General features: G+C 60.6%; 22 protein-coding genes. 10 read left to right on the top strand and 12 right to left on the bottom strand.

The genetic code is table 11. From position 1 onward, the window contains the following. Positions 1 to 17: 17 nt before the first annotated feature. Positions 18 to 425 (bottom strand): Kazal-type serine protease inhibitor family protein, encoded by a 408-nt coding sequence (locus AC1DX6_RS10355; RefSeq protein ID WP_477312845.1) that lies wholly within the window; start codon positions 423 to 425, stop codon positions 18 to 20. Between the two features lie 494 nt (positions 426 to 919). On the opposite strand from AC1DX6_RS10355, the gene AC1DX6_RS10360 reads away from it, so the two are divergent. From AC1DX6_RS10360 to AC1DX6_RS10370, 3 genes are all read left to right on the top strand, one after another. Beyond that, positions 920 to 1,132, top strand: a complete 213-nt coding sequence (locus AC1DX6_RS10360) for a cold-shock protein (RefSeq protein ID WP_006202520.1) — start codon at positions 920 to 922, stop codon at positions 1,130 to 1,132. Between the two features lie 340 nt (positions 1,133 to 1,472). Next, positions 1,473 to 1,685: a cold-shock protein gene (locus AC1DX6_RS10365; protein WP_013530020.1), complete on the top strand. Its 213-nt coding sequence runs from the start codon at positions 1,473 to 1,475 to the stop codon at positions 1,683 to 1,685. A 187-nt stretch (positions 1,686 to 1,872) separates the two neighbouring features. Further along, positions 1,873 to 2,307 carry a BA14K family protein gene (locus AC1DX6_RS10370; RefSeq protein ID WP_477312847.1) on the top strand — a complete coding sequence of 145 codons (435 nt, stop codon included), beginning with the start codon at positions 1,873 to 1,875 and terminating at the stop codon, positions 2,305 to 2,307. Between the two features lie 89 nt (positions 2,308 to 2,396). Here the strand turns inward: AC1DX6_RS10370 and AC1DX6_RS10375 are convergent, their stop codons facing one another. From AC1DX6_RS10375 to AC1DX6_RS10385, 3 genes are all read right to left on the bottom strand, one after another. Beyond that, positions 2,397 to 3,038, bottom strand: coding sequence for an MBL fold metallo-hydrolase (locus AC1DX6_RS10375; RefSeq protein WP_477312849.1), 642 nt, complete (start codon positions 3,036 to 3,038; stop codon positions 2,397 to 2,399). Positions 3,039 to 3,277: 239 nt separating this feature from the next. Next, positions 3,278 to 3,595 carry a hypothetical protein gene (locus AC1DX6_RS10380; RefSeq protein ID WP_477312851.1) on the bottom strand — a complete coding sequence of 106 codons (318 nt, stop codon included), beginning with the start codon at positions 3,593 to 3,595 and terminating at the stop codon, positions 3,278 to 3,280. Positions 3,596 to 3,740: 145 nt separating this feature from the next. Further along, complete coding sequence (locus AC1DX6_RS10385; protein ID WP_477312853.1) at positions 3,741 to 4,634, bottom strand: branched-chain amino acid aminotransferase; 894 nt, start codon at positions 4,632 to 4,634, stop codon at positions 3,741 to 3,743. Positions 4,635 to 4,883: 249 nt separating this feature from the next. On the opposite strand from AC1DX6_RS10385, the gene AC1DX6_RS10390 reads away from it, so the two are divergent. Continuing rightward, a complete protein-coding gene (locus tag AC1DX6_RS10390) occupies positions 4,884 to 5,417 on the top strand; it encodes a MarR family winged helix-turn-helix transcriptional regulator (RefSeq protein ID WP_477312855.1) in 534 nt (177 codons plus the stop codon). Beyond that, positions 5,404 to 6,123, top strand: a complete 720-nt coding sequence (locus tag AC1DX6_RS10395; protein ID WP_477312857.1) for a response regulator — start codon at positions 5,404 to 5,406, stop codon at positions 6,121 to 6,123. The genes AC1DX6_RS10390 and AC1DX6_RS10395 overlap by 14 nt, the downstream gene beginning before the upstream one ends. A gap of 256 nt (positions 6,124 to 6,379) precedes the next feature. Here the strand turns inward: AC1DX6_RS10395 and AC1DX6_RS10400 are convergent, their stop codons facing one another. The 8 genes from AC1DX6_RS10400 to AC1DX6_RS10435 all read right to left on the bottom strand — a co-directional run bounded on the left by AC1DX6_RS10400 (position 6,380) and on the right by AC1DX6_RS10435 (position 14,546). Beyond that, on the bottom strand, positions 6,380 to 7,357 hold the full coding sequence (locus AC1DX6_RS10400) for a 2-dehydropantoate 2-reductase (protein WP_477312859.1): 978 nt from the start codon (positions 7,355 to 7,357) through the stop codon (positions 6,380 to 6,382). Next, positions 7,354 to 8,883: an acyl--CoA ligase gene (locus AC1DX6_RS10405; protein WP_477312861.1), complete on the bottom strand. Its 1,530-nt coding sequence runs from the start codon at positions 8,881 to 8,883 to the stop codon at positions 7,354 to 7,356. The genes AC1DX6_RS10400 and AC1DX6_RS10405 overlap by 4 nt, the downstream gene beginning before the upstream one ends. 27 nt (positions 8,884 to 8,910) lie before the next feature. Continuing rightward, a complete protein-coding gene (locus tag AC1DX6_RS10410; protein ID WP_477312863.1) occupies positions 8,911 to 9,582 on the bottom strand; it encodes a FadR/GntR family transcriptional regulator in 672 nt (223 codons plus the stop codon). A 492-nt stretch (positions 9,583 to 10,074) separates the two neighbouring features. After that, positions 10,075 to 10,605, bottom strand: a complete 531-nt coding sequence (locus tag AC1DX6_RS10415) for an A24 family peptidase (RefSeq protein WP_477312865.1) — start codon at positions 10,603 to 10,605, stop codon at positions 10,075 to 10,077. Between the two features lie 8 nt (positions 10,606 to 10,613). Next, positions 10,614 to 11,162, bottom strand: coding sequence for a tetratricopeptide repeat protein (locus AC1DX6_RS10420; protein WP_477312867.1), 549 nt, complete (start codon positions 11,160 to 11,162; stop codon positions 10,614 to 10,616). A gap of 52 nt (positions 11,163 to 11,214) precedes the next feature. Continuing rightward, entirely contained in the window at positions 11,215 to 12,117 is a 903-nt protein-coding gene (locus tag AC1DX6_RS10425) for a type II secretion system F family protein (RefSeq protein ID WP_477312869.1), read from the bottom strand. A 69-nt stretch (positions 12,118 to 12,186) separates the two neighbouring features. Beyond that, positions 12,187 to 13,158, bottom strand: a complete 972-nt coding sequence (locus AC1DX6_RS10430; protein ID WP_477312871.1) for a type II secretion system F family protein — start codon at positions 13,156 to 13,158, stop codon at positions 12,187 to 12,189. Then, positions 13,158 to 14,546, bottom strand: a complete 1,389-nt coding sequence (locus AC1DX6_RS10435; RefSeq protein ID WP_477312873.1) for a CpaF family protein — start codon at positions 14,544 to 14,546, stop codon at positions 13,158 to 13,160. Before AC1DX6_RS10435 ends, AC1DX6_RS10430 begins: the two co-directional genes overlap by 1 nt. A gap of 538 nt (positions 14,547 to 15,084) precedes the next feature. Between AC1DX6_RS10435 and AC1DX6_RS10440 the strand changes: the two genes are divergently transcribed. From AC1DX6_RS10440 to AC1DX6_RS10460, 5 genes are all read left to right on the top strand, one after another. Next, a complete protein-coding gene (locus tag AC1DX6_RS10440) occupies positions 15,085 to 15,303 on the top strand; it encodes a Flp family type IVb pilin (protein ID WP_477312875.1) in 219 nt (72 codons plus the stop codon). A 61-nt stretch (positions 15,304 to 15,364) separates the two neighbouring features. Further along, positions 15,365 to 15,583, top strand: coding sequence for a Flp family type IVb pilin (locus AC1DX6_RS10445; RefSeq protein WP_477312877.1), 219 nt, complete (start codon positions 15,365 to 15,367; stop codon positions 15,581 to 15,583). A gap of 93 nt (positions 15,584 to 15,676) precedes the next feature. Continuing rightward, positions 15,677 to 16,735 (top strand): Flp pilus assembly protein CpaB, encoded by a 1,059-nt coding sequence (gene cpaB, locus AC1DX6_RS10450; RefSeq protein WP_477313683.1) that lies wholly within the window; start codon positions 15,677 to 15,679, stop codon positions 16,733 to 16,735. A gap of 33 nt (positions 16,736 to 16,768) precedes the next feature. After that, the gene (locus AC1DX6_RS10455; RefSeq protein WP_477312879.1) at positions 16,769 to 18,211 is read left to right on the top strand and encodes a type II and III secretion system protein family protein; all 1,443 of its coding nucleotides are present in this window, start codon (positions 16,769 to 16,771) and stop codon (positions 18,209 to 18,211) included. After that, positions 18,198 to 18,485: a hypothetical protein gene (locus tag AC1DX6_RS10460; protein WP_477312881.1), complete on the top strand. Its 288-nt coding sequence runs from the start codon at positions 18,198 to 18,200 to the stop codon at positions 18,483 to 18,485. The genes AC1DX6_RS10455 and AC1DX6_RS10460 overlap by 14 nt, the downstream gene beginning before the upstream one ends. Positions 18,486 to 18,509: the final 24 nt, after the last annotated feature.

An 18,509-nucleotide genomic window follows, 5' to 3' on the forward strand; every position in this document is an offset into this window, starting at 1 on the left:
CACGCCCTGCTCACGCCTCAGCACGGCCCATCATCAACCACATTATAGTCGGCGGCACGAGCCTCGCATTCGTTCGGGAAGGTGCGCAGTTCGCCATGGCGGCGAGCACAGACGGGAGCGTATTCACGGGTGCAGAATGTCTGCTCCTCGCCGCCACCGCCACCGCCACCACCGTCGCGGCACTCGCCATCGCGCAGAATGCGATATCCGGCCCGCTCGGCAAGGCAGGCATTGGCGAAGGTCTGGCGATCGCCACCGCGCCGGGCGCAGACCGGCTCATAGTGCTTGGGGCAGAATTGCGGCTCCGGCCTCGGCGGGCGCGGTCCTGGCCCCTCGTCGACCACCACCGTGCAGGCGCCAAGAATTGCCGACAGGAACAAGATGGCAAAGCCCTGTCGCGAGAAGATAGCCGCAAGAAATCTCATGAATATGTCTCCCTCGAGACCCCCCGTCCCGGCGCTAACGCGCCGGCCAATCCTCGTCATTCCGGTCGCGAATGCAACCCCCGTTTGCGGACCGCCTGCACAGGCAAACGACGCGGTGTACGTACTGGCGCCACCTCAGAAGTAGCCGCTTTCCGCCGCTGGACCATGCGTGGCCGGGCTCTGGCCGATGACCGGTGAGAGAGCCGGGTCTATCGATGCGCTGCGTCGGATGCGCCCATCGGGGTGCCCCGCGGGCCTATCTTGCAACCATCACGTTTCCGTGCGATAAATTTTGTGTTCGGGCATTTGCGACCCGGAGAGCGGAACGTTTTGGACGACCTTTCCCCGATACTGTGAATCTCTGACGGCCCCGTTTTCGGCGGGGGGTTTGACCATGCGCAAATGCATGACTGCCGAAGCAACCACCGGGACTTGCCCACGGCGCCAGGCGGCGGGCAAACCACAAGACTGACACGGGTGAAGGAGTTTCCCCAATGGCCCAGACCGGCACCGTTAAATTCTTCAACGCGACCAAAGGCTTCGGCTTCATCACGCCGGACGGCGGCGCCAAGGATGTGTTCGTCCACATTTCCGCGATCGAGGCTTCGGGCCTGCGCACTCTCGTCGATGGCCAGAAGGTCACCTTCGACGTCGAGCCCGACCGCATGGGCAAGGGTCCGAAGGCGGTCAATCTGCGCGCAGCTTGAACCATTGCGCGTCCGTTCGGACGTGCGAAAGGGCGCTGCAAGACCTTGAGCCGGCTTCCGGAGCCGGGCTTGAATTTTTCGAAGGCGCGACGGTTTTTGTCGCGCCTTTTTCGTGTCCGGCGTGCCTAATGCATGTCGCCTAAAAGTGCGCAGCGGTTTTGGGACAACGACATGCATCAAAACAAAGGCTTAAAGTGCGTTGCCTGAATCTTCAACGCGACGCGCTTTAGCCGCCGCCGCAAAACTTTCTCTTGCCGATAGCGCTAAAATAAAGGACAAATTTCCCTTCGGGCATTTGCCGGCCCGAGACTGGACTTTATGGGATCAAAGGGAGCTTCCCATGCCGCAGACCGGCACCGTCAAATTCTTCAATCATGCCAAAGGCTTCGGCTTCATCACGCCGGACGATGGCGCGAAGGATGTCTTCGTCCATATTTCCGCCGTGCAGGCGTCGGGTCTTCCCGGTCTTGAGGATGGGCAGAAAGTGTCCTTCGACACCGAGCCGGACAAGCGTGGCAAGGGGCCGAAGGCCGTCAACCTTTCGGTCGGCTGAGCCGGCCGGAAAGACAGGACCGAACGGGGTGAGGTCCGCTCTCTGCGAGCGTGCGGTTTTTGTCGCACGCATAGAACCTCTGAAAATTTCGTTCAGCCCCCGTTCAGCCACGGTCACCTATTAATCTTTGGTAAAGCCGGACCGCATCCCCCCGAAAACTGCACGGGCCGGCACGAAGGAGACCAAGATGAATCGCATTCTCAAGACCACCATCCTGTCCGCAGCCATCGCCGCGACCACGCTCGCCACCTTGCCTGCGGCCAATGCCGATGAGTGGCGCCATCACCGGCATCACCACAATGGCGACGCCCTCGCCGCCGGCGTCCTTGGCCTGGCGGCCGGCGCCCTGATCGTTGGCGCGCTCAACAACCCGCAGCCGCGCTACTACGATCCCGGCTATGACGACTATGATGGTTATGCGCGGCCGGCACCGGTACGCCGCTACTACGCACAGCCGCGGGTCATCTATTCGCAGCCGCGTGTCGTGTATTCCGATCGCTACGCCGAGCCGTGGACCCGCGACTGGTACGAATACTGCTCGGATCGTTACCGGACGTTCAACTCCCGCTCGGGAACCTTCACCGGCAATGACGGCGAGCAGCATTTCTGCACCGCCAACTGAGGCATCCCTGCCCCAAAGCAAAAAGCGCTGTCCGCAAGGCCAGCGCTTTTTTCATGCCCGCGGTTGATTTTGCCGTCGAAGCCAAAGCGTCAGGTCAGGAACGGATTGGTTCGCCGCTCCTCGCCAAAACGGCCACCGGGCCCATGGCCACAGATGAAGCCGATGTCGTCGCCGAGCGGCAAAAGCTTTTCCTTGATCGAGGCGATCAGCGCGGCATGGTCGCCACCCGGCAGATCGGTGCGGCCGACCGAGCCGCGAAACAGCACGTCGCCGACATGGGCGAACTTCGCTGCGCGGTTGTAGTAGACGACATGGCCGGGCGCGTGGCCGGGACAATGAAGGACCTCGAACACATGCTGGCCGAACGACACGGTCTCGCCTTCGATGAGGAACCTGTCGGGCACGCAGTCGCGCACCGGGTCAGTGATGCCGAAACGCTTGGCCTGGTTCTCGAGATTGGCCAGCAGCGGCTTGTCTGCCTCGTGCGGGCCGATGATCTCGACGCCGAGCGCCTCCTTCAGATCCATCGCACCGCCTGCATGATCGATATGGCCATGCGTGATCCAGATCGCGCCCGCCGTGATCGCATTGTCCTTCAGCACCGACAGCACCTTGTCGATATCGCCGCCCGGATCGACGACGACACCACGCTTGTCATCCATGTCGAACAGGATGGTGCAATTCTGCTGGAAGGGTGTGACCGGCACGATGCCGGCATTGAGCTGCCCCATGGTCGTCCTTTCGCAAGAGCAATTCCAGGAAAAGTGTGAAACGGTTTTCCGTCCGGAATTGCGTCAAAACAAAGAGATAGAGCGGTTCGGCGTTTCCGTGAAACGATGAACCGGTCTGTGTCATCTCCGATGTAGAGACAGAGGCGAAAGCCGTCCACCGCCAAAGGGCGCCGCGAGTGGCCCAAGATAGAAATGGGCGGCCGGAGCCGCCCATGCGAGAAGCCTGAAACGCCTTAGGCTTATTTCTTCATCGCACCCATGACCGCACCGATGATGCCGGTCAGGATGGCGCCGCCGCCGGCACCGCCAACGATGTTGTTGAGGTTCAACGCGCTGCCCAATCCGCCGGTTGCCGCCGCGGCCGCTGCCGGATCGACCGCACCGCCGCCCAGCAGGCTGCCGAGGATAGCCGCGCCGCCGACGCCGCCAATGGCACCGCCGAGGATTTTGGGCAGCTGTCCCAGAGCCGCGTTCTTGAGCGCAACACCGATCGCCTGACCACCGATGACACCCGTAATCACCTGAATAATGATCGGAAGAAGCGTGTTCATGTCCATGTTTCCAGTCCCTCCATGACTGCCAGCCTCCCGGGCCGACGCCATCATGAGACGCTGAATTAAACGAAAGTCAAATGCAGAGATGCTGAAATAAAAGGGGCGGCCTCAAAACCGCCCCTGCTTGACTAAAAAGCTGTGACTTACGCTATTCTGCGGCGATCGCATGCTTAGGTTGCACGGCGGCGGAGTAGTCGTTCATCAGTGTTTTGGCGATTTCGCCGACCTCGAATCGGTAGGGCCCAACCTCCGAAACCGGCGTCACTTCAGCCGCCGTCCCGGTCAGGAAGCACTGCTGGAAGCCTTCGAGCTCGTCCGGCATGATGGCGCGCTCGATCACCTCGATGCCACGCTCCTTGGCAAGGCCGATGACCGTGCGGCGGGTGATGCCGTCGAGGAAGCAATCGGGCGTGGGCGTATGGATCTTGCCGTCCTTGACGAAGAAGATGTTGGCGCCCGTCGCTTCCGCGACCTGGCCGCGCCAGTCAAGCATCATGGCATCGGCATAGCCCTTGGCTTCGGCGGCATGCTTGGACATGGTGCAGATCATGTAGAGGCCGGAGGCCTTCGACTTGGACGGCGCGGTGCGCGGATCGGGCCGGCGCCATTCCGCCAGATCGAGACGGATGCCTTTGAGCTTCTGCGCCGGATCGAAGTAGCTCGGCCACTGCCAGATGGCGATGGCGCAGTTGATCCGATTGTTCTGCGCCGCAACGCCCATCTGCTCGCTGCCGCGCCAGGCGATCGGCCTGACATAGGCGTCCTGGAACCCCTGCTTCTTCAAAAGCGTGGTGGAGGCTTCGTTGAGCTCGGCCACCGAGTAGGGAATCTTGTAGCCGAGCAGGTGTGCCGATTCATGCAGGCGCTCGGTATGCTCGTTGAGCTTGAAAATCTCGCCGCCATAGGCGCGCTCGCCCTCGAACACGGCGCCGGCATAGTGCAGGCCGTGAGTCAGCACGTGGATCTTGGCGTCGCCCCACTTGACGAACTCGCCGTTCATCCAGATGAAGCCGTCCAACTGGTCGAAGGGAACGGATGCCATGGAAACCTCCCGCGAGCGGCCGCCCGCACATCATTTTTTCGTTGCGTGTTTCGTCTCAGCCGCGCCGGGCAGCCGCTGTCTCAAAGCGTAGGCGGATATTTGAGGGTTGGCAAACTCAGGAAGTTCCGGAAAAACGGCTTTCCTTTGCCTTTTCGTTCGCAATCCACCGAAAAGCTTGTCAAAAATTACCATTGCCGGGAAATTACGTCAATAGTACTGACATAATTTCCTGCTTCGCATGGAGAAAAGATGACGGATCGAAGCCCAGCTGCCGGAAAACCGATCAGGACGGCGATCACCGACGAGGACGGCATCGACTTCGCCATCATCGAATTGTTCTTCTTCGCCTATCGCGACTTTACCTCCGATCCGGATCAGATCCTGGCCAACTATGGTTTCGGCCGCGCCCACCACCGCGTCCTGCATTTCGTCAATCGCCGGCCGGGCCTGACGGTGGCCGAGCTGCTGGACGTGCTCAAGATCACCAAGCAGAGCCTGGCGCGCGTGCTCAAGCAGCTGATCGACACCGATCATATCGTCCAGTTGCAAGGCCCTCGCGACCGCCGCCAGCGCGAACTCTACCCGACGGCCAAGGGCCGTGCGCTGGCGCTGGCGCTGGCACGGCCACAGTCGCGCCGCATCCGTGCGGCATTGGAGGATTCCGGAACCACCGAACGCAACTTGATCGAACGTTTCCTGGAAGCGATGGTCAATCCGGAACTAAGAGCGCAGATCGACATTGTGCCTGCGAACGCATCGGGGAAAAGCCATGGAGACCATTGAGAGGGTTGATCAACCGGCAGCACCGGACGATGACGCACCGCATCTGCTTGTGGTCGATGACGACACCCGCATCCGCAACCTGCTCAAGCAGTATCTGACCGAGAACGGCTTTCGCGTCACCGTCGCCGGCAATTCCGGCGAAGCCAGGCGGAAGCTTGTCGGTCTCGATTTCGATCTGATCGTGCTCGACGTCATGATGCCGGGCGAAAGCGGCGTCGATCTCACCAAGGCGCTGCGGGCCGAGAAGAACGTGCCGATCCTGATGCTCACCGCACTGTCCGAAACCGACAGCCGCATCACTGGGCTCGAGGCCGGCGCCGACGATTATCTGCCCAAGCCTTTCGACCCGCGCGAACTGATCCTGCGTATCAACAACATCCTGCGCCGTGGCGGCCCGGCGACGACGCCCAAGGTCGAGCAACTGGTCTTCGGTCCCTACACGTTCCAGATCGCTAGGCGCGAGCTGAAACGCGGCGGCGAGGCGCTGAAGCTGACCGACCGCGAGCAGGAGATCCTGGCGATCTTCGCAGCACGGGCCGGCGAAACCATACCGCGCCATGAATTGGTCGGCGACGATTCGGAAGTCGGCGAGCGCACCATCGATGTCCAGATCAACCGGCTGCGCCGCAAGATCGAGCGCGATCCGTCCAATCCGGTCTGGCTGCAGACCGTGCGCGGTATTGGCTATCGGCTCAGTGTGGAATAGCCGCTTCCCATCTATGCGTTCTCAACGGCTTACGGGAAAAATTGTCAAACCATGCCGCTTGGTTATTGCGCCCAAGAAATAGGAAGCAAGGCGGAAGCGGCTTCGCCCGCTTCCGTATCATCACATGCTGCAGATGCTGGCAGCAATGCCATCGGCTGATACGCGATAGCTTAGGGCATCCTCGTTCCGAAGCTGAACCTCAATCCCTCGATCACACAATCATTCAACCAGCCGCATTCAGCGGCAATCGCCCGTTCTACGGGTAGGCGCCGGCAATGTTGGCGCGCTGGCGCACCAGAGCCAGCACGGTGTCTATCGTGGGCGTTGCGACGCCGACAATGCGGCCCAGTTCCGCAACCGCTGCGACCACGGCGTCGATCTCCATCTGCCTGCCGCGTTCGAGATCCTGGAGCATCGAAGTCTTGTGCTCGCCGATGGCGGCTGCGCCATCGATGCGCCGCTCAACTGATATCGGCATCGTTACGCCGAGCGCGTTAGCAACCTTCTCCGCTTCTGTCATGATCGAGAGCGCCAGGCGACGCGTATCGGTATCACCGCAGATGCGCGCCAGCGTGGCTCCCGTCAGCGCGCTGATCGGATTGAAAGCGACATTGCCCCACAGCTTTACCCAGATCTCGGTGCGGATATCGGTCTTGACGGGAGCCTTCAGACCAGCCCCGATCAACGCCTTGCTGAACGCTTTCACGCGTTCTGTCGCGACGCCCGATGGCTCGCCAAGGCTGAACCGGTCGCCAGAAACATGCTGGACGACGCCGGGCTCGACCACTTCGGCCGCCGGATAGACGACGCAGCCTATGACCCGGTCGGCGCCAATGCCGCGCTCCTGAACCCCGCCAGGATCGACAGACTGCAGGACATGATTACGCCACGGACCATCGAGACCGTGAAAATACCACCACGGCACGCCATTGACCGCCATCACCACGCTGGTCGCCGGCCCGAGCAGTGGCTGCATGCGCTCGACGACGGCGGCAACGGCCGGCGCCTTCAGCGCGACGACGACAACGTCCTGTTCGCCAGCCTCGGCGGGATTTTCATACGCCGCAACGTGCACGGTCGAGGACGTCTCCCCTTCGACAAGGCGCAGACCATTGGTCTGCATTGCCTGCAAATGCGGCCCCCGCGCGATCAACGTCACATCATGGCCAGCCTTCGCCAGTCGGGCGCCCATCAAGCCACCGATGGCGCCGGCGCCATAGATGCAGATTCTCATCGCGCTATCCCCAGCCGTTCCGCAAGCCCGATCCGCTGCAGTTTGCCCGTCGGCCCTTTCGGTATCTCTTCCAGGAAAACGACGCGGCGCGGAACCTTGAACGGCGCCAGCCTGGCGGCGACGAATTCGCGCAACTCGCTCTCGGATGCGGACGCGCCTTCGCGCAGCACCACGGCGGCGGCAACCTCCTCGCCTAGCTTCTCGCTCGGCATGCCAAAGGTCAGAGCCTGAAGCACGGCCGGGTGTTCGGCAATGACGTCGTCCACCTCGCGCGGCGAGATCTTTTCGCCGCCGCGATTGATGATCTCCTTGAGACGGCCGCTGATGGTGAGATAGCCCTGCTCGTCGAGGTGGCCGAGGTCGCCGGTGCGAAACCAGCCGCCGCGAAAGGCCTCGGCATTGGCTTCCGGCCGATTCTCGTATCCCCCCGTCACATTCGGCCCGCGAATGACGATCTCGCCGGGCTGACCCGGTGCCGCTAGATTTCCAGAAGCGTCGAGGATTGCCACCTCGGGGCCGGCGGCGATACCGACAGAACCCGGTTTGCGCGCCGACGGCGGCAATGGGTTGCTGGTCATCTGGTGCGCCGCTTCCGTCATGCCGTAGGATTCGATGACCGGACAGACAAAGGTCTGCTCAAGCTCGCCGATCAGAACGGGTGACATCGGCGCGGACGAGGAGCGGATGAGCCGCAGCCTGTGCCGCTCCATCACCTCGCGGTTGCGTTCGGCCCGGCCCAGTATCGCCTGATGCATGGAGGGGACGGCGCTGTACCAGGTGGCGGCCGACTCATCCAGCCAACCGTAGAAGCGCAGCGCATTGAAACCGCCGCCACAATAGACGCTGGCGCCGGCAGCGATCGACGACAGCAACGCCCCGACCAGGCCATGAATGTGGAACAGAGGCATGATCACCAGCCCGCGATCAGCCTGGGTCAACGACAATGTGCGGGCGATGTTGCGCGCCGAGGTCGTCAGGTTGAGATGGCTGAGCGGCACGATCTTGGGTTTTGACGTCGTTCCGGAGGTGTGCAGCACCAATGCGATATCCGAAGGCGCCGCGTCGGCATCTGCTGCCGGCGCGCCGGTCGTCTGTTCAACCATCAGATCGAACGAACCGGCCGGCCCGTCATTCACAGGCCGTAGTTCGACAATCGCTACGCCGCGCGCGAGCGCTGCCGCACGCGCCGGCGTCTCGGAACCTTCAAGCACCACCAAGGCCTTGGCGCCGAGGTCGTTCAGGTAATAGTCGAACTCCTCCATACGATAGCTTGGATTGAGCGGCGCGGCCGTGGCCGCCGAGGCAATCGCCAGAAACGCGGTCGCCAGCTCGGCACTGTCCGGCATGACGATCGCCACGCGATCGCCAGGAACAATGCCCGCCTTTCGAAACACGGCCGCAGCCGACGCGATCCGGTCAGCAAGCCCGCCATAAGTCAGCGGGGCACGTCCGGGAGCGAGGATGGCAAGAGACGCGGGATCGTGCGCGGCGACAAGCGCCGGAATTGTAGAGGTCGCGGATGTCATGAATGGTCCTCGCTTGTCGTGATCGGTTCAGCTGGCGCTGCCAAAAAGGCCACTGCGCACGGATTCCAAATGGCGCCGCATCGCCTGTGCGGCGGCTTCAGGGTTGCGCGCCGCAATGGCGTCGACATAGGCGCGGTGTTCGCCGCGATAGACAGCGAGGCGCTCCTGCGTCAGCGTTTCGTGCCGCAGCCGCGACCATTGCGGCTGGGCACGAATGGCGTTGAAGGCCTCGTAGATCGACAGCAGAAGCACATTGTGCGCGGCCTCCGCGACCGCCCGGTGCAGTCGCGCATCCCACAGCTCCCAGGTCTCGACATCCTTTGCCACCTGGCTCTTGGCGAGGAGATGATGCAGTTCGGCAATCTCGGCTGCCGTTGCCCGCGTCGCGGCGAGCCGAGCCAGCGATGGCTCGACCAATATTCGCGCTTCCATCAGTTCGTTCGGACTGGTGTGGGGCGCGACCAATGGCGCCGGGCCGGCAGGGCGGTGCGGGCGCGCTCCAACGAAAGTACCTTGCCCGACATGGCGCCAGATCTTGCCTTCAGCCTCGAGCACGTCGAGGCCTTCGCGCAACGCGCTGCGACTGAGATCGAGCTGCTGGCAAAGATCGCGCTCGGCCGGAAGCCTGCTGGCTTCGGGAAAAGCAGCGCCGTCGATCAGTTCGAGTAGTTTTGCGATGGCGCGCTCTCGACGCCTCATCCGATACCTTTTAAAATTGGTTTCAACTGTGTGTTTAAAATTACCATTGCTCGCAAAGTTTACTATCGTTAAATTTGATACCAATTCTATATTGGTTCGCAACCGACCTGGCACTCGTGCATAAGATTACCCCCGGTCGGTTCGCCGTCTTGGAGCCATGATCGCCGGTGCCATAGCCGATGGTTCGCCTGCAGAAGCTCGACGTTGCGGCGCATGACCCCTGTCGTCGCAGAGTGCTGATCCGGTCGACAGCTGGGTTCACGATGGCACGCCATCGAAAGATTTCGGACGGAATCTGCGCCAAGTGGTGTATTCAGCGGGCGGCAAACGTGCGCTAGGCTACTGGCTTGATAGGTTTGACAATTTGGGAATAAACCCAATCCTACCAATGATGAAGAAAGCCGAGTTTGACAGCCTAACCATTTGATCTACCACGGCCGTTCCAGAACGGCTCAGCGTGGAATAGCCGCGCCTCGACCAGCCGTTTGCGTATCAGAGGAAAGTCTCAATACCGCCATAGCCCAATAGTCGGCTGACGATGTGGAATACGATCGAGCAGATCGCCGCGATTGAGATCGGCACGCCGAACGGCACAACACCCTTGCGATCGAGATGCTCGGCGTAAAGACGGAATGCACCTTCCGGCAGCATGAAGGGATTCTTGACGACCGCTGCCGTGATGAGCGCAAACACCAGCAACATCAAGGTAAACACCACGAGATCGGTCCCGCCGGTCAGAAACGGCACCACCGCTATAAGCTTGACGTCTCCGGCGCCAACCTTGCGCAAGACCCAGAAGGGAAAGAGCACGACAAGCAGGACAAAGCCGGTAATGATGCTCAGACCCATGTCCCACCATGACCCAGCCTGGATCGACATGAACTGCATCGATGCGATTCCCAGGCACAACAGCAGCAGCACGTCACGATTGGATATTTTCTGTGTCGTGAAGTCCACCCATGCAACTCTCGCGAAAAGCGGGATGGCGAGAACCTTCAGCAGCAGCGATGCGGCAAGCAACATGCTGCGCCTTACCGCTCGATGTTCTGCACGCTGGACGACAGCAGCTTCAGATTGTTGGCCACCGTCGGATCGTTGGGCGCCAGTTCGTAGGCCTTGAGGAAATTTTTGCGCGCATCCTGCAGTTTGCCGCGCAGCAGATAGGAATAGCCGACATTGTTGTAATATTCGGGCGTCGCGCCAACCAGCTTGAAGGCCCGACCATAGGCCCGGTCGGCAAGGTCGAAGCGGTGGATGCGGTCGCATGAGGCGGCCAGTCCCATCCAGGCGTTGCCATCATTGGGGGCCAGTTGCGTCGCCTTGAAGAACAAGGCACCGGCATTGCCGTAATTTTCCGCGCGGAACTGATTTTTGGCCTCGGCGACGGCCTGATCCGACGCGTAATATTCGACGTCGCTGACCGTCTTCAGTCCGTCAAAGGCATCGCCGAAGGACGTTACGTCGCCTTTCGACGGCTCGTTTGTGCGAACGACACCCATGCTGCTATCGGTCGACTGGCAACCGGCAAGCACGAAAAGCAGCACGCTGGCCGCGGCAGTGAGGCGTATTGGCCCTGTCATTTCGTTCCTCAGGGTTCCCTCGACTCGGTTCATTAGAACCAAAGCATATTGGTTAATGGTTGAAAATAGCCTGCATCCGAATGATTACCGGCAGAAGGACGATCATTAGCACCACTGGGAAGATACAGATACCCAGGGGGATCATCATCTTGACCGGAAGCGCATTGGCGCGCTCCTCGGCTTGAAGGATCCGTTGGGTGCGCATTTCGTCGCTATAAACCCGCAGCGCATCTGTCAGGCTGGTGCCGAGTTCTTCCGACTGGCGAAACAGCACGGCCAAGGAGCGCGCTTCCTCAAGACCGATGCGATCAGCCAACTCGCGCAGCGCCTCGCGGAGCGGCTTGCCTGCGCGCAATTGCAGATTCATGATCGCGAGCTGGATGCCTAGCCATTTGTGGGTGCCGGCCAATTCCTGGCTCACCCGCTCGACCGCCGCTTCCAGGCTCATGCCGGCGTCGGCACAGGTGATCATCATGTCCATGAAGTCGGGAAAGCCGCGGCGGTAGGTCTGCTTCTGAGTTCTTTCGAAGCGATCGAGCGCGATGCTCGGAATGACCAGACAGGCGAGCCCGAACAAGAACGAGCCGCCCAATGTCATGAAGCCGGGTATCTGCGGCGGCAGCACTGTGGTCAATCCCCAGTAGCTGCCGAGAAAACCGATGGCGACGGCACCGATGCGCGACAATGTATAGATGATCGGCGCGCTGGAGTGATAGAATCCCGCCCGAAAAAGCCGCGCCTCGAGCGCATTTGGCTCGCCGCGTTCCTTCTCAAGCGTACGGAAATAGGCGTCGACCGGCCGCTGTGCCGAAATCTTGACCAGTTGCTGCTGCGCATCAAGCGAACGCCGGTTGGTTACTCCTTCCGCCATCAAGCTTGCTGCGACGAGCTTTCGCGTCTGAAAAGCTGGCAGGAAGACAAGCGCGCCAAACAGGAAAAGCGCCGCCGCCGCCACGAATACCGAAAGCGAGACGAGAAGCTCAGAACCCAGAATGTTCGACAAGAGGTCTATGTCCCCCTCCAACTAAACATCGAAGTTGACCATGCGATACATGATGAAGTCGCCAAGCAGCGCCCATACACCGAAGATGGTGAACACGGGAAAGATCAGTGGGTTGTCCCAGACAGCCCCATAGTACGCCGGAGCAATCCCCCAGAGGATCGCGAACATAACGAGCGGGAAAAGTGAGATGATCCACGCCGAGACGCGGCCTTCGGCGGAGAGCGCCCTGATCTTCAACCGCAATTTTTGCCGCTCCCGCAGCACGCCTGAAAGATTGGCAAGGATTTCGGTGAGGTTGCCACCGGTCTTGGCTTGTATGGACAGCGACACCGAAAGCAGATGCAGACCTTCGAAGCCCACCCGCTCTGAAAGCTTTCGACAGGCTTGCTCGATGCTGAGTCCGAAAGTGACCTCATCGGCAACGATGCCGAACTCGGTGCCGAGCGGGTCAGGCATTTCGCGCGCCACCAGCCCAATCGCCACCGAAACCGGATGGCCGGCACGAAGCGAGCGCACGATCATGTCGAGCGCATTGGGCAACTGCTTGGCGAATTTCATGATCCGTTTGTTGCGGGCCCGGCGAAGGAACTGAAGCGGCAGGAGAAGACCCACAAAAACGAAGACAACCAGGGCTGCAATTGCGGAAAACCCGAGCAACACCTTGAAAAGCAGCGCCAGAACCAGCCCCGCCAGGACAAATACCAAAGCAAAAGTCAGCGGATTTCCGGTGACACCCGACTGTGTGTAAAGCCTGTTCAGCGCAACCGCACCATAGAGATAGTCACCGGAGTCGGTCAGCCCGCGTTCGCGCAGCAGGCCTTGCAAGGTCTGTTCGGCCGGCGCCTCTTCCGCCAGACGTTTGATCCGCCGGTTGATGGTGCCCGCTCGCGAGCGACCCTTGGAATAGGTGACGTAGAGCGCCTCGGCCGCCAGAATGACGGATGCCGCAGCCATAACATAGATGAAATAGAGCAGGGGCTGGCCGGTCAACATCAGAGAGCAACCTGCGGATTGAAGGCGTCTTTGCCGAAGTGCAGGCCAAGGGTTGCCGCCTCCGGGGCAAAGCGCGGGCGTATGCCCGTGGCACGGTATTCTCCGACGATCTGGCCGTCCGCCGTAACATCGCGGCGGACAAAGTGGTAGATTTCCTGGAGCTGGACGACATTGCCCTCCATGCCGGTCAGCTCCGATATGGAGATAACCCGCCTTGCCCCATCGGAGAGGCGCTGCGTCTGCACGATGATGTCGATGGCCGACGCCATCTGCGCCCGAATTGATTCATGGGTCATCGGCATGCCGGCCATGCCGACCATCTGTTCGAGACGAGACAGCGCGTCACGCGGCGTGTTGGCGTGGATGGTGGTCATCGATCCCTCGTGGCCGGTGTTCATGGCCTGCAGCATGTCGAAAGCTTCCTCGCCGCGAACCTCGCCGACGATAATGCGGTCGGGCCGCATGCGCAGCGCGTTCTTGACGAGCTCGCGTTGACGGATCTCGCCCTTGCCCTCGACATTCGGCGGGCGTGTCTCCAGACGGCCGACATGCGGCTGCTGCAGTTGCAGTTCCGCCGCGTCCTCAATGGTGATCAGGCGCTCCTTGGACGGGATGTGGCTCGACAGTGCGTTGAGCAAGGTGGTCTTGCCGCTGCCGGTGCCACCCGAAACCAGGATCGACTTGCGCGCCAGCACGGCGATCCGCAACAGATCGATCATCGGCTGCCTGATCGAGTTGAGTGCCATCAGGCGTTCGAGCGAATAAGGATTCTTCGAGAATTTGCGGATCGACACCAATGGACCGTCCACTGAGATCGGTCGCACCGCGATATTGACGCGCGAGCCGTCATCCAGGCGGGCATCGACCATCGGCGACGATTCATCGACGCGCCGGCCGATGTTCGAGACGATCTTGTTGATGACGCGCAGCAGATGCGCCTCGTCACGGAAGCGGATCGAGGTTTGTTCGATAATACCGCGTCGCTCGATGAACACGCGGTCATGCGTGTTAATCATGATGTCGGTGATGGAATCGTCCTTGAGCAGCGGCTCGATCGGCCCCAATCCGAGCATCTCGTCGGCGGTGTCGCCGGTCAGCTGATCGAGCTCACGCGCGTTCAGCGGCACGCTTCGATTGCGCACGAACTCGCGCACGATCGGCCGGATCTCGTCGAGGATTTCGTCCTTGGAGGCGCTTTCAAGAGCGGTCAGATTGAATCGGTCAATGAGATGGCGATGCAGTTCGACCTTGAGCGTCAGGAAGTCGTCGCCATGTGGTTCAAAGTCTGGCGTCGGGACCGGTGTCGCCACATTTGATGCTGCCACAGTCATCAGTGGCGGCGGCTCTGCCCGTAGCTCACTCGGTCCCTTGATAAAGCGGCCCAACATGTCGCCCAACCCCCGTTGAAATTCCCCAGGACCAGAAACTAAGCGTTAACCACGAGGGGCACAAGCGGCCAACGAGGCGGCGAACACCTAATACTTACAACATAGTTAAAGCCGTGACATAAAAAATATCGTTTTTATTTCAACGCCGAGCGTTGCCGTCGTCGCACGAAGCCCCCAACTTCCAACCTCACGGAACCTTTCATATCGCAACAAATGGCATGCGGGTGAAAAATGTCCGTAAGCCGTTAGATATAAACGGATATGCCGTTTGGCTAATATGATTATCCTTTTGCCTTAGCTGTGGCCAAATTGTGAACGAATGGTTAAGGACGGTTGAAAATTCAGCCGAATCAAACTCTTGTCAGAATTCAAATCGCCCTTGAACGCGCAAGATCAGGTATTGCAAGGTTAAGGAACTGTTAATCCGTTTGACTCTGCTTTTTCGTGAGACCTAGGATTGAGGTGACGGGGGATGCTGGGTATGGGGTACATCCTTGGCTCTGTCTCGTCGGGTTCAAACTCCAAGGGGAGAATTGGCATGAAGAAGCTCATGACGATGGCCCGGCAGTTCCGCGATGACGAAAACGGCGCTGCCATGGTCGAATATTCAATCCTCGTCGGCATCATTGCCGGCGCGGCGATCCTCGCAATCCTTGCTATCGGAGCATGGGTTACGGGTCGCTTCACTGGCCTCTGCGGCAAGCTCGACGGCAAAGCTGGCGGCGTCTGCAACGCTGGTGCTGGTACCGGCAGTTGATCATCCACTCCATCGGGCCCGGGCCGCTAAAACCCGGGCCTGATATTTGGGGGAAATAGAGATGAAGAAACTCATGACGGTGGCCCGGCAGTTCCGCGACGACGAAAACGGCGCTGCCATGGTCGAATATTCCATCCTCGTCGGCATCATCGCCGGCGCGGCGATCCTGGCAATCCTTGCTATCGGAGCTTGGGTTACCGGGCGTTTCTCGGGCCTGTGCGGCCTGCTCGATGGCAAATCCGGCGGTACCTGCAACGCGGGCGCTGGAACCGGAAGCTGACAATCATCAGGCCCGGGTCTTCAGGCCCGGGCTTGATACCGGCCGCGGTGGGCTAACGCGGCTGATTCTTGGGAGCCCTTGGGGTTTGGGGTCATGCGCGCAAATACAATCATCATGATTATTCTCGCCGGCGTGTTTGGCGTTCTGGCGGTTGTGCTTGCCAATATCTGGCTGGCCAATCAGCGCAACGCCATGGCTGAGTCCGAAGGTGTTCCGCGGGATACAGTCGTCGTGGCGGCAGTGCCGTTGAAATTCGGCGACACGCTGAGCGCCGACAAGCTTCAGGAAATTGCGTGGCCGGCGGGCGCAATCCCGGCGGGCGCCTTCAAGACAACCAAAGACCTTCTCGCGGGCGAAGGCACGAAGCAGGCCCTGCAGGCGATCGGTACCAATGAGCCCGTCCTCGCCACCAAGATCACCGGTCCCGGCCAGCGCGCCACGCTTTCGGCAGTGCTCAGTGAAGGGATGAAGGCAGTGTCCATTCGCGTCAACGACGTGCTTGGCGTCGCTGGATTTGTCTTCCCGGGTGACCGGGTCGATGTCTTGCTGACGCGCACAGCGCGCGGCGATGATGGCACGGACAAGAGCTTTGTCGACGTGCTGCTGCAGAGCATCAAGGTGCTCGCCGTCGACCAGGTCGCCGACGAGAGCAAGGAGAGCCCGACCGTGGTGAAAGCAGTGACGGTCGAAGTCAGCACCAAGGATGCGCAGAAGCTTACGCTGGCTGCCGGTGCTGGCCAATTGTCTCTGGCGCTTCGCCAGGCTGCCGCCAACCAGGGCGAAACCACCGAGCGCATCACAACTTCGGACCTGAATGGAGAAACCCCGGCCGACGTCGCCGCCAGGCAGGCCGAACTCGAACGGAAGGCTGCAGCCGAAGCCGAAGCCGCCGCGGAGCGCAAGCGTGCCGACGACAAGATTGCTGGATTGGCACAGGCCGTGGACCGGGTCGGAAGCCAGCTCGATCAGTTGAGCAAGGTCAAGCCGGCTCCGGTCATCGTGGCGGCACCCGCCCCGCAGGAAGTTGTCAAGGAAGTTATCAAGTATGTTCAGCCAGAGCCGCCGAAGAATGTTACAGTGGGTGTGTTTCGTGGCGTGAAGCTCGAATCCTATGAAGTGCCGCGACAAAAACAAGAAGGTGCGGTAAATTGAGGGCTGCCAAGGCAGGATTTTAGGGAGACGAGAATGCGGGGGTTTTGTGTGAGGATGGCGGCGGCCGCGCTGTCCTGTATGGTGCTACTGACGTGGAGTCTTGCCGCCGAAGCTGCCGACCGCTTCATCGATGTGTCCAACCCCAGCGTCCATCGAATCTTCCTGCCGATGTCACAGTCGGTTACCCTCCAGGTGAGCGCCAATCTCGGCGACATCGTTGTCGGCGACGAGAAGATCGCCGATGCCCAGCCGATGACCGACCGGACGCTTTACGTCATTGGCAAGAGCGCCGGCACCACCACGGTCAATCTCTTCTCCCCGGAAAAGCGCTCACTGGGCGTGATCCAGATCGAAGTCGGCGTCGACGTCAGCGACATGGCGCAAGCGATCCGCCAGGTGGCGCCCAGGGCGCGCATCGAAATCGGTTCGATCAACGGCAAGGTCAGGCTTGGCGGCCATGTCAAGGACGGCGCCACGCTGGCGTCGATCCTTGAGGTGGCGCAGCAATATGGCCCCGACGCCATCATAAATTCTGTCATCGTCGACGACAGCCAGCAGGTGAATCTCGAGGTTCGCGTGCTTGAGGCCAAGCGCAACACCGGCCGCGATCTCGGCGTGTCGATCAGGAGCACAAATAGCAGCGGCACAACCCGTACAGGAACAGGCATCGCGGCCGCCGACAAAGATGGCGTAGTGCTTGGCCCGGGCGATCTGCTCAGCGGCCTACTGTCGACCAGCAATCCCTTCGCGGCGCTGATCACCCGCGTCATTGACAGCAACATCAAGGTCGACCTGATCATTGAGGCGCTTGAGGCCAAGGGCGTCGTGCGCACCCTGGCTGAACCCAATCTCACCACTCTGTCCGGTGAGCCGGCAAGCTTCAACGCCGGCGGCGAAGTGCCTATCCGTGTCGTCGGCAGTGATGGCCAGATAAGCATTGTATACAAGCAATTCGGCGTTAATCTGCTGTTCACGCCGGTCGTACTCGACGACGGCAAGATCCATATGAAGCTGGCGCCGGAAGTGAGTGACCTCACCGGTTTCACCACCGCCGGCGACCCGATCTTCACCAACCGCAAGCTGGAAACCGTCGTTGAACTCCGCGACGGGCAGAGCTTCGCCGTCGGCGGCTTGTTGTCCAGCAAGACCACCAAGTTGCAGAACCAGGTGCCATGGCTCGGCCAGGTGCCGGTCATCGGCTCGCTGTTCCGCAATTCGAGCAACCAGAAGGAAGAGACTGAACTCGTCGTCATCGTCACGCCGCATATCGTGCGACCGGTCAAGCCGGGCGAGCAGCTGGCGACCCCATTCGACAAGACGCGACCTGCCAACGACCCGGAGTTCTTCATCCTTGGTCAGCTCGAAGTGAACAAGGACATGATCCGAAAATATGAAACGGGCGACGGCGTCACCGGCCCCTATGGCCACATGCTGGACTTCAAATCGAAGGACAAGATGCTCTATGTCAAGAAATAGTGTCCTGATCCTCCTCTTGTGTGCCGGCGCGCTGTCAGGCTGCGCTGCAGACTATCTCAACCACTACGACACGGTGACGCTCGCCGCCGGCGACACGCAGAAATACAATTCGCTGCTGCAGACGGTCGATCCGTTCAATCCGAACTCGAAGAACACTAGAATAGAAGGCGACGGCACGCGGGCTGCGCTTGTTGCCCACAACTACAAATTTCCACCGCCGCCACCGCCGCCGCCCGGGATCACGGTCAATGTCGGCACGCCGACCGCGAACTGAACAGAAGGATGCGGTTTCTGCACG

It is taken from the genome of Mesorhizobium sp. P2_C4 (assembly GCF_056404575.1).